Here is a 12,370-nt window from a genome sequence, read left to right as displayed (position 1 = left end):
CGATGACCGAGGCGGAAATAGAAACGTTGACGGCTCTTTCGCGGTCGCGGACCGAGCCGGCGAGCCGGGTATCGCGGGCGGCGATGCTGCTTGCGTACCGCGAGAACCCGTCGTTCTTTGCCGTGGGACAGAGACTCGGCGTCCATCATCAGACGGTCCAGCGTTGCGTTGAGCGGGCGGTCGCCTATGGGGCGCTGGCGGCCCTCGAGGACCGGCCGCGACCGGGCAAAGAGCCGGTGATTACGCCGGAGGCCAAGGCCTGGCTGGTGTCTTTGGCGTGCGACAAGGCCAAGGAGCACGGTTATCCGCACGAGTTGTGGACGACGCGGCTGCTGGTCCGCCATGCGCGCGAGCACGGACCAGAGGCCGGACATGAATGTCTCGCCCATCTGGTCCAGGGCACGGTGTGCAAGATTCTCGGCCAGGAGGAGATCAAGCCGCACAAGGTGCGCTACTATCTGGAGCGTCGCGACGCCGACTTCGAGCAGAAAATGTCCACGTATTTCTTCCAGATCCGCCCACCCCACGATCTTGCGCCTGTCGGCGGCTCATGCGCACCTATTCGGGTGCGGCTCGGCGTGCTGTCGAAGCGGGAAGCGCAACTCGGGCCGCCTGGCCTCTCTGCGCCGTTGGCGCGCGAGGCGGATCCGAACTGCATCAGCAGGTCGACGACGAGCGGAGGGATCGCGCGCTGCTGCAGACGCGCCCTGGAGTGAACGGTCAGGGGTTGATCGGTCGTTGCCAAGGCGTTCATGGGCGGCCTCCCTCGGCAGGACGCAGCGTGACCTCGAGCGCCTTGCCGACGAGCATCGGAACGTTGAGCTGCAAGACCTTGGCGAGCTGGCCGTCGACGTCAAAGGCGAACGTGCCCTCGATCCAGGGCTGCACGTCGGCGACGCCCCAACCCAGCTTGTCGGCCAGCTTCTCGGCCAGCTCAAATCCGGCGACCTGGTGAATAGCACCTTGGGCGTCTCGGCGTCGCGGATCGCGCGGGTCCCTCCACCGCAAAGTAGGTCAATAGCTTAGCTCGCCGATCGGCGCCGGGAACCCCACGCTGATTAACAGGCTCGGTGTCTCAAAGTTGGAGGCGTATTTGTCGTTCGACCCCCCGGGTCACCCCGCGCGAAAAGGACGAGTCCTGACCGAGTTGCTTATCGAGCATTTCAGATAGTTGCAGGTGCCCATCAAGGACGCTCGCCTGTCCACGAGCGGATAGCTCCACAATTGAATTATACGTCATACTTGATAAGTCATTCAAAACAGGCGAGACTGATCTCGCGCCTGCAGTTCGACGCTTTGGATCACCAGCGTCGCACCGAGCGCGGCTGGTCATCGCCATCGCGCGAGCAGTTCGAGGTGATGTGCGGCCCGAACGGCGCCTTTCTGATCGGTGATCCGGAAACCGTCGTCAGCAAGATGCTCGATGCCGGCCGTGCACTCGGCGGCGTCTCAAGGATCACCTTCCAAACGAGTACCGCAACCATCGAAACGGTTGCGATGAAGCGCTCCATAGAGCTGCTCGGAACCGAAGTGGCGCCACTCGTCCGCGCACGGTCAAAGCAGCAACCGCCGACTGAAAAGGAGAACTCAAATGCCGAATCCCTCTGAACATTCGAGTTGCTCCGCCGCGGTCACCGGCGCTGGCGGCGGCCTTGGCCGCGATATCGCGCTCGGACTGGCGGCCAAGGGCTATATTGTCTTCGGCACGGCCATGTCCGCCGCGGAGGTCCAGGATCTGAAGGACGCCTCCGGTGGGCGAGTCAGCTTGGCCGTCTGCGACATGACCAAGGAACAGGCGGTGAAAGCCTGGGCCGGCGGCGTATCCGACGCGCTCGGCGATGCGGGCCTAGATATCCTGATCAACAATGCAGGCATCCTGACCCCGGGCCCGATCGAAATTCTGCCACTCGACGCCATCCGGCGCGAATTCGACGTCAATGTGTTCGGCGCGCTTTCCGTCATGAACGCGTTCTTGCCGGCACTGAGGAAGGCTCGTGGTCGCATCGTCCAGGTCAGCACCTGGACCGCCAGCGTGCCGCTCCCGTTCAACGGACCATCAGGCGCATCGAAGGCTGCGATGGAGGTGTTTGCGGCCGTCTACCGCGCCGAACTGAAGCGCTTCGGCGTCGATGTCGTGGTGGCTGCGGCGGGCAATATGAAGACTGGGGGGCCGGCGAAGACGGCTGCCGCTCTAAAGCGGGTCGCGGACGATATGAGTTCTGAGCAGCGCGAGTTGTACGGTCAGACGTTCGGAACCTTCGCGAATACGCTCAACAGCATGCAGAGCAGCGGGCTCGAGTCGGCCGCGGCCGCCACGCGCGTGATCGAACTGGCTGAGCAGAAACCCGCGCCGAGTCGCGCACCGGTAGGGTCGGACGCCGAAGAGATGCTCCGTGTTGCTCGAGAGAAGTCTGACGCTGAACTGGATGCGTTCCGACTCCAAGTCGTCGGTCTGAGCTAGGTCAACCGACAATCACATTTCATGAGAAGGAAGCTACCCATGATCGTACTCGTCGACACCAACGATAACCGCGCTGTTCGCAACAAGAACAATGTCCTCGCTCTCTATGACCTGATGATCCACCAGAAGAAGTCGGAGGAAGCCACGGCCAAGTACGTCAGTCCATCGTACATTCAACACAACCCGCTCATTCCGGATGGCGCCGAGGCGTTGGGGAAATACTTCGGTCAGGTTACTCGCGAGCGTGCCAATTCCCGCGTTGTCGTCCACCGCATCATCGCAGTCGGCGATTACGTATGGGCTCACGTAAATTTTCTAAATCTGTTCAATGATGATCCGAACGATACCGGGATCGCCGGCGTCGACATCTACAAAATGGACGCTGACGGCAAAGCGATCGAACATTGGGACACCTTACAGGTGGTCGGCGATCCGAAAAACTCGGCCCCGTTGATCGCGCCGAACATTCCCCGCGCCAATGCAAACGGAATGTTCTGAGAGGGCAACAGGTCCAGAGATCGGCCCGGACCACGAACGAAACGCACTAGGAAGGGCCAAGAAATGAACTACGCCATCCTTGGATCGGGAGCGATTGGCACCGCGCTCACGCGACGTTTCGTCGCCATGAGCATCGATGTTGCCCTCGCCAACTCGAAGGGCCCAGAGAGCCTAGCTGGCCTGGTCAGTGAACTTGGCCCTATCGTAAAGCCGGTGACTGCCTCGGAAGCCCTTCGGGCCGACGTCGTCATTTTAGCGATTCCGTTCGATGCCGTTCGGGGTGCTGTGGAGGGTGTTGAATGGGACCGCCGCATCGTGGTCGACGCCACGAACGCCATCGACTTCCCTGCCTTCTCGCCGCGCGACCTCAAGGGCCGTCCGTCGACGGACATCATTGCTGAGGCCGTCTCAGGTGCACGCGTGGTGAAAGCCTTCAACACGCTTCCTGCGGCTGTCCTCGGGGCCGACCCGGCGGTGCTCGGCGGCCGGCGGGTTCTGTTCGTCTCGGGCGATGATCAATCGGCTCGGCTCGCTGTTGTGGATCTCGTTGACCGCCTCGGTTTTGCCGCCGTCGATCTCGGCGGCATCGCCGAAGGCGGCCGTGCGCAACAGTTCGGCGGTGGTGTTTCCGGCAAGGACTTCGTTCAACTCGGATGAACGGCGCGGGCCGATGACAGCAACGAACGGTTGAACATACTTTTGAACTGGAAAACGCGTCATGGCGTCAAGTATCGAGGAGAACAAAGCACTCGTCGACCCCGGCAGCGTCGGCTTCTGGGTGATGCGGTCGCTGCAATTTGGGCTCAAGGTCAGCGGGTCAACACACGAATTCGGCGAGCCCGTACCGCGCCTGACCGATCCAGATGGCATAGTGATCAAAATCGTGGGTAGCTCCCTTGGTGCCCACGCTCCGTCGCACCACACCAACGATGACAGCGATGTTGAGCAAATTTCGAATGGAGAACGCGGTATGTCGTTAAATTTAGAAGAGAACAAAGCACTCGTACGGCGCTTCTTCACGGCCGTCGAAAGCGGAGATTTCCACGTCTTTGACGAGATAGTCGCGCAGGATTACAACGATCATCGGGTTGGGCAAGGTCGCGGACGCGTGACCCTCAAGCAGTACTTCGCGGGACTTCACTCCGCGTTTGCTGATCTGAAGCTACAGATTTCGACGATGGTCGCTGAGGGCGACAAGGCTGCTGTCCTGAGCGCCGTCCGCGGGACGCACAAAGGCGACTTCGCTGGTCTCAGGGCCACTGGCAGAGAGATCAACGCGATGGCCTTTCAGCTCTATCGAATTGAAAGCGGACAGTTCGCGGAGCATTGGGAAGTCGCGGACTTCGCGTAAATGATGCGGCAGCTTCAGGGTTGACGCACATTGATTCCTTCCGCGTACGTCCGATAAGTGCCCAGTGAGATATTGTCGGCAGGGAGCGCGGCATGGCATCGGGGATCCACCACATCACGCTGATCACGCGCAGGGTCCAAACCAACGTTGATTTCTATGTCGGCTTCCTCGGGCTGCGTCTTGCCAAGCGAACCGGTGGGTTCGAGGACGCCGAGCAGTTGCATCTGGTTTATGGCGACCGCATCGGTTCGCCGGGGTCCCTCATCACCTTCCTCGTGTGGGAGGACGGGTCGCCAGGCCGGATCGGCCTTGGTCAAGTCGCAGAAGTCGCGTTATCCGTCGATCCCGCCAGCATTGGCTTCTGGGTGACGCGGTCGTTGCAATTCGGGCTGAAGTCCATCGGACCAACGCAGGAATTCGGTGAGCCCGTTCTGCGCCTGACCGATCCAGATGGCGTAGTGCTCAAGATCGTAGGTAGCGCTCTCGGCGCCAATGCGCCGTCGCACCACACCCACGGAATCGAGCCGGAGCACGCAATTCGGCGCATTCGTGGTGCGACGATCTATTCGGCGGTTGCCGAGCAGACGTCGGTGTTCTTGCAGAACTATTTCGGATATCGCCCCCTTAAACAGGCCGGGGCCGTGCAGCGTCTCGTCTCGGAAAGCGGAGACGTGGTCGACGTTCGTGAGGCCTCCGGCTTCTGGCCAGGCGCACCAGGAGCGGGCGTCGTCGACCATATCGCCTTCCGCACACCGGACCTCGAGTCCCTCGTGGAGGCGGAGAGAAAACTTGCAAGTCTCAACTCCAGCCTCACCAACGTTCACGACCGCAAGTATTTTGTGTCGCTGTACGTCCGAGAGCCCGGAGAGGCCTTGTTCGAACTCGCAACCGACGGACCTGGAATGACGGTCGATGAGTCCATCGAAACTCTGGGCTCGGTGCTCTTTGTTCCGCCTTCCAATGTAGATCAGGCTGATGCGATCCGCACGCGACTACCTCAGTTTTCGATGCCCGGCGAAGACCGCATCCAGTATCTCGAGTTGCCCTTTGTGCACCGATTCCATGTCCCATCCGATCCGGATGGCACAACGCTCGTTCTGATGCACGGAACTGGCGGGAACGAGGCCGATCTGATGCCGTTCGCGGCGAGGCTGATGCCGCGCGCCACATTGCTGGGCGTGCGTGGACGCAGCGTGGAGGAGGGGCGTGTTGCGCTGGTTCCGCCGGTTCTCGGACACCACGTTCGATCAAGCCGACATACGGGCGGAGGCAGCAGCCTTTGCCGCCTTCATGGAAGGTGCGATCGAAGGATATCGGCTTGTCCCCGAGAAACTAGCGTTCCTCGGATATTCCAACGGAGCGAACTTCCTGGCAGCGACCATGCTCCTCCATCCACCCTTCGCCCGGTACGCGATCCTGCTTCGACCATCCATGGTTCTCGAGTCGCGACCGGAGGCAGATCTGTCCGGCTGCTGGGTATTGATGATCGAGGGGCGCGATGATCCCTATGCATCCCTTCCGCCCGGCCTAGCGGCAGTCTTGAGCGCGCGTAACGCGACGGTGTCTGCCCTCACGGTTTCTGCTGGCCACGAACTGAGTGACGATGATCTGCATGTCGCGCGCACGTCGGTCAAGAACTGGCCCGGCTGATCCCAGCATGGCCCCGGAAGATTTTCGTTCTCATGGATCTGGAATCGTCCAGCGAAGTACGACAAAATAGATAATACGTCATAATTGACATCTCATTCAAGAACGCCTAGCTTCTGGAAAGTCACGTTCCTCGCGGAAGGTGGCGGCACAATTCGTGATCCACAGCCAACGTTTCGAACTCCGATCAAATGGGGTCTTCGCTCAGCGGGAGGTTTCGATGGTAAACGTTTGCCTGATCGGCGCGACGGGAAATGCGGGGTCGCGCATTCTCAGCGAGTTGGCGCGTCGTGGTCATCACGTGACCGCCGTTGTTCGACATCCCGAACGGGTTCTGAAGCTGGATGGCGTCGTCGCAAGATCGGGTGATGCCAATCAAAGCGACGCCCTTGCCGCGACGCTCGCGGGTCACGATGTTGTCGTAAGCAGCGTTCACTTCCTCGATGGCGAGGCCGACAGCCTAATCGGCGCGGTGCGCAAGGCGGGTGTTTCGCGTTACGTCGCTGTCGGCGGTGCGGGCAGTCTTGACAACGGCAATGGCGTTAGGTTGATCGACGCGGGCGGTGTGCCGGAGCCGTACCAGGCGGAGTCGCGAGCCGGATGCGCCTTCCTCGATCGCTTGCGCGCGACCGACGATCTCGACTGGACGTTTCTGTCGCCGTCGGCGCAGTTCGTTTCCGGAGAGCGTACGGGTGTTTTCCGGCTCGGAACGGACACCGTATTACGCGACGCAAACGGCCGAAGTTGGATTTCTTACGAAGACTACGCCGTGGCGCTGGTCGACGAGATAGAACAGCCGCGCCACTCTCGCCGCAGATTCACGGTCGGTTATTGAACGTCCGCCCTAGCCGGGACCCGGCGAGCGCGAACGTTTCGGAGTGCCATTTGAAGAGATCGGCGTAGCCGCGCGGAAAGACGCGGTGCGCCGGTGCCGGAGGCGGCGCCGAAATCGTCGCTGCGCGAACGGCGCAAAAGACAGCAATGCAAGGAGGGAAGGATGTCCAAGATATGTGCCGCGCTGCTCGGTAGTGTATTCATCTTGATGGGCGTTAACTCATGCTATGCCGAGAAGAAATACGATCCCGGCGCCAGCGACACGACGATCAAGATCGGTAACACGGAATCCTACAGTGGTCCGGCGTCCGCTTACGCGATCGTCGGCCGTGCCCAGGCCGCTTACTTCAAGATGATCAATGATCAGGGCGGCGTGAACGGCCGCAAGATCCAGTTTCTCTCTTACGACGATGCTTATAGCCCGCCGAAAACCGTCGAGCAGGCGCGCAAGCTGATCGAAAGTGACGAGGTGTTGCTGTTGTACAGTACGCTGGGGACGCCGCCCAATATGGCGATCATCAAATATGTCAACGGGAAGCAAGTGCCGCATTTGTTCATCGCTTCCGGCGGTACGGTGTTCGGTGATCATAAGAAATACCCGTGGTCGATGGGCTTCCAACCTCACACCGAGGGTGAGACCCGGGTATATGGACGCTATGTTGCAGAAAAGTACCCGAACGCCAAGATCGGTGTCCTCTATTCCGGCGACGGTTTTGGCCGCGACAATATTACAGGCTTCAGGCAGGGCCTTGGCGATAAGGCCAAAAATATCGTTGCGGAAGTGACCTACGAGTCAACCGAACCAACGGTTGAGTCGCAATTGCTGAAGCTGCGCGCCGCTGGCGTGGAAGTATTCGCGAATTTTACGACACCGAAATTCGCCGCAATGGCCATCAGGAAGGCGGGTGAAATGGGATGGAAGCCGGCGCAGATATTGCACGGCATCTCGATCTCCGTCGGTTCGGTGCTCAAGCCGGCGGGTCTCGATCACGCCAAGGGCGTCATAAGCACGAACTACGCCAAGGATACCGATGATCCGGTGTGGGCCAACGACGAGGGTATGAAAACGTTTCTTGCGTTCCTTGCCAAATACCTGCCCGACGAAGACAAAAGCAATTCGAACCTGGTGTACGCCTACATGTCCGCGCAAGCCATGACGCAGGTGCTGAAGCAGTGTGGCGACAACCTGAGCCGCGCCAACGTGCTTAAACAGGCGGAGAGTCTGAACAAGCTGGAACTCGACCTGTTGCTGCCGGGAATTACGCTGACGACGTCGCCGACCGATCATTATCCGATCGAGCAGCTGCAGCTGCAGCGGTTCGACGGGGCCAATTGGGAACGCTTCGGACCGATCTTAAATATCGATTGAGCAATTGCCGCGCCAGCGGTTCAAGTCACGAAGGGCCAGCGGCTTTTGGCACCCGAGGCTATGAAAAAAACGGAGCAGGGGTTGCTTTTGCCATTCGACCACTTGGTGGCCAAACTGATGCACGAGGTAGGCGCACGCAGGTCCTCGCAAGGAGTGCTGCCGGTGCGGATCGAGAAGGCGCAAGCACCCTTGCCTAGCAATGGCGGGGCAGTAATCGGGAGAGTGGCATGAACAGACCATTAGCGGGAAAGACAGTCTTCATCAGCGGCGGCTCGCGAGGCATTGGGCTTGCGATCGCGCTGCGCGCGGCGCGCGATGGCGCCAACGTTGCGATCGCGGCAAAGACTGCCGAGCCGCATCCGTCACTTCCGGGCACGATCTACACCGCCGCAAACCAGATCGAAGAGGCCGGAGGCCGAGCCCTGCCGCTGCTGTGCGACATCCGCGAAGAGGATCAAGTGGAGGCCGCAGTCGCAGCCACAGTCGACTTATTCGGCGGGATCGACATCTGCCTCAATAATGCGAGCGCGGTGCGGCTGACGCCGATCCTTGACACGCCGGTCAAGCGCTACGACCTGATTCATGCCGTCAATGCGCGTGGTACCTTCCTGGTCACGCAGAAATGCTTGCCGCATTTGTTGAAGTCGGACAATCCTCATATCCTTGCGATCTCTCCGCCGCTTCAGATGGAGGAGCGCTGGTTCGCTCCACATGTCGCCTATTCAATGGGAAAGTACGGCATGAGCCTCGTCATTCTTGGCGTTGCCGGCGAGTTTCGCGGACGCGTCGCAGCCAACGCACTGTGGCCACGTACTGCGATAGATACCGCGGCAATGGCCGAGTTCAAGTCACATCTCGATGTCGGTTCGCTTCGCTCGCCGCAGATCATGGCCGACGCCGCCTATCTGGTGCTGACGTCGAACGCCAAGACCGTGACCGGAAACTTCTTTGTCGACGACGAAGTGCTCACCGCGAACGGCGTCACCGATCTGACGCGCTACAATCCGCCAGGCATCGCGGACATTGACATCACACCCGATCTCTTCGTGCCCAGCCTGCGCGAATTAGCCGAGCGCGCGCACAGAGTATAGCGAGGTGCGCGTGATGGCGCCGCTACGATGATGTCGCGCGCTTGGCGCGCTTGGCAGCGCCACGCTTTGGCTCCGGTAGCCCGCCTTCGAGCACCAATTCGCGTGAACGGGCGATCAACTTCGGGGCAAGGGCATCATCGACGCCGAGGAAACGCAAGCTGATTTCGGCAAACCGCTTCTCGTGCTCCAGGATATTGCCGGTTTCCGCCAGTGCCGTCAGCTCGCCAATCAAAATCCATGGGTAGGTCTTGAGCCAGCAGTCGTGGCCTCCAGCCGGCTTCAATACACCGGCTTCGACCGCTTCGCGCTCAAATCGGAGCATGAAGGGCGTTCCTACCTTGTAGAACTCCTCAACGAAGATGTAGGGACGGCCTAGCATCCAGCGGATCGCCGGATCCTGCCAGAGCGTACGCATCACGACCCGAGCACCAACACATGGCAAAAGTTCAACTCTGTCCGCCTTATCCAGAATGCTTGCCGTGCGGTCCGCGACCCGCCGCAGCGAAGCTTCTACGAGTGCTGACACGACCTCTTCCATAGATTTGAAGTGGTTATAAAACGAACCGTAGGCTACGTCCGCCGCCTCGGTCACATCGTTCACGGTCGTGGTGTCGATTCCCTTCCCGCGGAAAACCTGTTCGGCAGCGGCGAGAATAGTCTCGCGTGTGCGCTGCCGCCGGCGGTCGTTGCGGTTGGCGGTCTCCGGCGGGTCGTCGTTCGCAATTGCTTTGGCTGGCATCGAACCTGGTGCGTTGAAGGCCGGCGGCTTTCCGGCCAGTGAAGGGCTAATACGATCCGGTTTGTCAGGATTCGCATTCATTTTATCACCAGCGACGACGTTCGTCGACTCAACCTAGGCTTATGTAGACGAAAGGTCATTATTGACACCTAGTCCGATTGAGCCGAATGTTTAAGCAGGCGCGTCACGGGAGCGGCGATGTCGCGGCGCGTGCGGACGACATTTGACCCTGTTCGCCAGCCGAGACCATCCTATGAATAATCAGCACGCCGAAGGCGGTGAGAACCTGGTGAGGCAATGGGCCAAGGCCTGGAGCACGCAGGACTCCGTGTTGTTTCTCGGCCTGTTCGCTGAGGGCGCCCTCTATCGTGACGTCGCCTTGGACAAATCGTTTCGCGGCCGGGACGCCATCAAGACCTTCTTCGAGGGGACATTCGTTACCTTTCCGGATTTCAAAATGGATGTGGGGTTTTGCGCTGTCACAGCCGAGACGGCTGCCGGTGAGTGGGTGATGTCCGGCACATTCCTGGGTGAATCGTTTGGTCAGGCGCCTACGGGTAAGTCTTTTCGCATTGAAGGATGCTGCTTCATGCGCATCTCCGGGGGCCGGATCATCGAACACAGGGACTACTGGAATCCCACGACGTTTAACACACAGGTCGCCCCTTAATTGCGATCGTCAGGAGCCTGACGCGGACGGGCCGCTCCTGTGTGGCTCAGACATCACCGGTCAGCGGCGGTGACAGCACGCGCCGTGTTGGCACGAATTATACGCTATATCAGTATTGACATATCGTACATAAACTGTTTGCTTGCGATCAATGAGGGCGCTTGCCGCGGCATAGCGCGGGCGGGGAAACAAGCCGATAGCAGCGGCCCAGGCCGCGGGAGGACGAAATGAGGCACGTTGGCCATTTCATCGGCGGCGAAACATCATCCGCTCACCATGGTTCTAAGATTTTCAATCCTTCGAACGGGCAGCACACCGGCATAGCCGCGGTCGGAACATCGGCAGACGTCGATAGGGCTGTCGCGGCCGCTCGGGCCGCGTTTGCGACTTGGTCCTCGGTCGGGCTGCAGCAGCGCGCGAGCATGATGCTGAACATGCGCAGAGCGCTGCAGGACTCGCGCGATGAGATCGTGGGCGTCGTCGTCGCCGAACTCGGCAAGACGGTTGCCGACGCGACGGCGGAGGTTGACCGCGCAATCGAGGTACTCGGCCAACTGGCGTCAGTAGGTAGCTGGTACGGCGGCGCATACAGTCCGAACGTTTCCCGGGGTGTTGACGCCGTCGAGGTCCGCTTTCCGATTGGCGTGATCGCAGCGATCAGCCCGTTCAATTTTCCGGTGCTCATTCCGGTGGTCCAGAGCGCGATGGCAATCGCTTGCGGGAATACCGTAGTCCTCAAGCCAAGCGATCGCGATCCCTCCGCCACTTTGCGCCTTGCCGAGATTTTTTCCGGCGCCGGCCTGCCGGCCGGCGTTCTGAACGTGGTGCTGGGCGGGAAGGAGGTTGTGGACCACTTGATTGAGCATCCCGACGTCGCAGGCGTCACCTTCGTCGGGTCGACACCGGTTGCAAAAGCGGTTCGCATAGCAGGCGTCAGTCGCAACAAGCGCGTTCAGGCGTTTGGGGGCGGGAAGAACCATATGGTGGTATTGCCCGATGCCGATCTCGACCTTGCGGCCGATGCGGCAGTCTCGGCCGCCTACGGCGCCGCTGGCCAGCGCTGCATGGCAGTTTCCGTCTTGGTGGCGGTCGGTGGGATCGGTGACACACTGGTGACCAAAATCAACGAGCGCCTGACCAAGCTGCAAACCGGCAACGCCGCGAACCCCGCCACGGATGTCGGACCGCTCATATCGGGCGAAAGCCGCGACCGGATCGCGACTTATCTTGCCAAAGCGGAAGCCGGGGGCGCCTCCCTCGTCGCTGACGGCCGGAATGTCGTCATGGAGGATGGTGGCTGGTTTCTTGGTCCAAGCCTGGTCGACAATGTTCGCCCGGGCATGGCGTTGCATTCCGATGAGCTTTTCGGTCCCGTCCTCTCCGTGGTGCGGGCTTCGAGCTACGCCGATGCTATCGCCGTCATTGGCGCGCATCCGCTGGGGAACGGGGCGGCGATCTTCACAGCCAATGGTGGTCTTGCCCGCCGCTTCGTCGACGAAGTCGAAGCCGGGCAAGTCGGTGTCAACGTGCCGATCCCCTTCCCGGTATTCTTCCACAATTTTGCTGGCTGGAAGGACAGTGCGTTCACGGAGACCAAACTATTCGGTCCGGACGCCATCGCCTTTCATACCCGGACAAAAACCGTCTCCGCGCGTTGGCCGGAAACGGCGGCCAGCCAGGTCGATCTCGCCTTTCCGATGCCGCAGTAAC

The 12,370-nt window shown here is 60.5% G+C and carries 12 protein-coding genes and 2 pseudogenes; 12 read left to right on the top strand and 2 right to left on the bottom strand.

The window, feature by feature from the left end; translation table 11 throughout:
• The first annotated feature begins 2 nt into the window (after positions 1-2).
• On the top strand, positions 3-716 hold the full coding sequence (locus ABIB06_RS12375; protein ID WP_354047245.1) for a helix-turn-helix domain-containing protein: 714 nt from the start codon (positions 3-5) through the stop codon (positions 714-716).
• A gap of 34 nt (positions 717-750) precedes the next feature.
• Here the strand turns inward: ABIB06_RS12375 and ABIB06_RS12370 are convergent, their stop codons facing one another.
• Entirely contained in the window at positions 751-1,008 is a 258-nt protein-coding gene (locus ABIB06_RS12370; protein WP_354047247.1) for a hypothetical protein, read from the bottom strand.
• 309 nt (positions 1,009-1,317) lie between these two features.
• Between ABIB06_RS12370 and ABIB06_RS12365 the strand changes: the two are divergent.
• From ABIB06_RS12365 to ABIB06_RS12325, 9 genes and pseudogenes are all read left to right on the top strand, one after another.
• A pseudogene (locus ABIB06_RS12365) lies at positions 1,318-1,608 on the top strand (hypothetical protein); the annotation flags it as partial.
• Positions 1,592-2,461, top strand: coding sequence for an SDR family NAD(P)-dependent oxidoreductase (locus ABIB06_RS12360; protein ID WP_354047249.1), 870 nt, complete (start codon positions 1,592-1,594; stop codon positions 2,459-2,461). The pseudogene ABIB06_RS12365 and the gene ABIB06_RS12360, both read left to right, overlap by 17 nt.
• A 39-nt stretch (positions 2,462-2,500) precedes the next feature.
• Positions 2,501-2,959: a nuclear transport factor 2 family protein gene (locus ABIB06_RS12355; RefSeq protein WP_354047251.1), complete on the top strand. Its 459-nt coding sequence runs from the start codon at positions 2,501-2,503 to the stop codon at positions 2,957-2,959.
• Between the two features lie 63 nt (positions 2,960-3,022).
• On the top strand, positions 3,023-3,616 hold the full coding sequence (locus tag ABIB06_RS12350; RefSeq protein ID WP_354047252.1) for an NADPH-dependent F420 reductase: 594 nt from the start codon (positions 3,023-3,025) through the stop codon (positions 3,614-3,616).
• 61 nt (positions 3,617-3,677) lie between these two features.
• Complete coding sequence (locus ABIB06_RS12345; protein WP_354047254.1) at positions 3,678-4,310, top strand: ester cyclase; 633 nt, start codon at positions 3,678-3,680, stop codon at positions 4,308-4,310.
• A gap of 92 nt (positions 4,311-4,402) precedes the next feature.
• Positions 4,403-5,960 (top strand): annotated as a pseudogene (locus ABIB06_RS12340) (VOC family protein).
• Positions 5,961-6,177: 217 nt separating this feature from the next.
• Complete coding sequence (locus ABIB06_RS12335) at positions 6,178-6,792, top strand: NAD(P)-dependent oxidoreductase (protein ID WP_354047256.1); 615 nt, start codon at positions 6,178-6,180, stop codon at positions 6,790-6,792.
• Between the two features lie 162 nt (positions 6,793-6,954).
• Entirely contained in the window at positions 6,955-8,160 is a 1,206-nt protein-coding gene (locus ABIB06_RS12330; protein WP_354047258.1) for an ABC transporter substrate-binding protein, read from the top strand.
• A 227-nt stretch (positions 8,161-8,387) separates the two neighbouring features.
• Positions 8,388-9,251, top strand: coding sequence for an SDR family oxidoreductase (locus ABIB06_RS12325; RefSeq protein ID WP_354047259.1), 864 nt, complete (start codon positions 8,388-8,390; stop codon positions 9,249-9,251).
• A gap of 22 nt (positions 9,252-9,273) precedes the next feature.
• Here the strand turns inward: ABIB06_RS12325 and ABIB06_RS12320 are convergent, their stop codons facing one another.
• Complete coding sequence (locus tag ABIB06_RS12320) at positions 9,274-10,071, bottom strand: TetR/AcrR family transcriptional regulator (RefSeq protein ID WP_354047261.1); 798 nt, start codon at positions 10,069-10,071, stop codon at positions 9,274-9,276.
• A gap of 172 nt (positions 10,072-10,243) precedes the next feature.
• On the opposite strand from ABIB06_RS12320, the gene ABIB06_RS12315 reads away from it, so the two are divergent.
• Entirely contained in the window at positions 10,244-10,660 is a 417-nt protein-coding gene (locus tag ABIB06_RS12315; RefSeq protein WP_354047262.1) for an ester cyclase, read from the top strand.
• A gap of 227 nt (positions 10,661-10,887) precedes the next feature.
• The gene (gene mmsA / locus ABIB06_RS12310) at positions 10,888-12,369 is read left to right on the top strand and encodes a CoA-acylating methylmalonate-semialdehyde dehydrogenase (protein ID WP_354047264.1); all 1,482 of its coding nucleotides are present in this window, start codon (positions 10,888-10,890) and stop codon (positions 12,367-12,369) included.
• The last annotated feature ends 1 nt before the right edge of the window (position 12,370 follow it).

The organism is Bradyrhizobium sp. LB8.2 (assembly GCF_040548035.1).
GTDB lineage: Bacteria > Pseudomonadota > Alphaproteobacteria > Rhizobiales > Xanthobacteraceae > Bradyrhizobium.
This window is presented reverse-complemented; position numbering and strand designations above follow the sequence as displayed.

Excerpts from the sequence above, each read along its gene's own strand:
- ABIB06_RS12375 (WP_354047245.1), top strand. The coding sequence starts at position 3 with ATGACCGAGGCGGAAATAGAAACGTTGACGGCTCTTTCGCGGTCGCGG.
- ABIB06_RS12360 (WP_354047249.1), top strand. The coding sequence starts at position 1,592 with ATGCCGAATCCCTCTGAACATTCGAGTTGCTCCGCCGCGGTCACCGGC.
- ABIB06_RS12355 (WP_354047251.1), top strand. The coding sequence starts at position 2,501 with ATGATCGTACTCGTCGACACCAACGATAACCGCGCTGTTCGCAACAAG.
- ABIB06_RS12350 (WP_354047252.1), top strand. The coding sequence starts at position 3,023 with ATGAACTACGCCATCCTTGGATCGGGAGCGATTGGCACCGCGCTCACG.
- ABIB06_RS12345 (WP_354047254.1), top strand. The coding sequence starts at position 3,678 with ATGGCGTCAAGTATCGAGGAGAACAAAGCACTCGTCGACCCCGGCAGC.
- ABIB06_RS12335 (WP_354047256.1), top strand. The coding sequence starts at position 6,178 with ATGGTAAACGTTTGCCTGATCGGCGCGACGGGAAATGCGGGGTCGCGC.
- ABIB06_RS12330 (WP_354047258.1), top strand. The coding sequence starts at position 6,955 with ATGTCCAAGATATGTGCCGCGCTGCTCGGTAGTGTATTCATCTTGATG.
- ABIB06_RS12325 (WP_354047259.1), top strand. The coding sequence starts at position 8,388 with ATGAACAGACCATTAGCGGGAAAGACAGTCTTCATCAGCGGCGGCTCG.
- ABIB06_RS12320 (WP_354047261.1), bottom strand. The coding sequence starts at position 10,071 with ATGAATGCGAATCCTGACAAACCGGATCGTATTAGCCCTTCACTGGCC.
- ABIB06_RS12315 (WP_354047262.1), top strand. The coding sequence starts at position 10,244 with ATGAATAATCAGCACGCCGAAGGCGGTGAGAACCTGGTGAGGCAATGG.
- mmsA (WP_354047264.1), top strand. The coding sequence starts at position 10,888 with ATGAGGCACGTTGGCCATTTCATCGGCGGCGAAACATCATCCGCTCAC.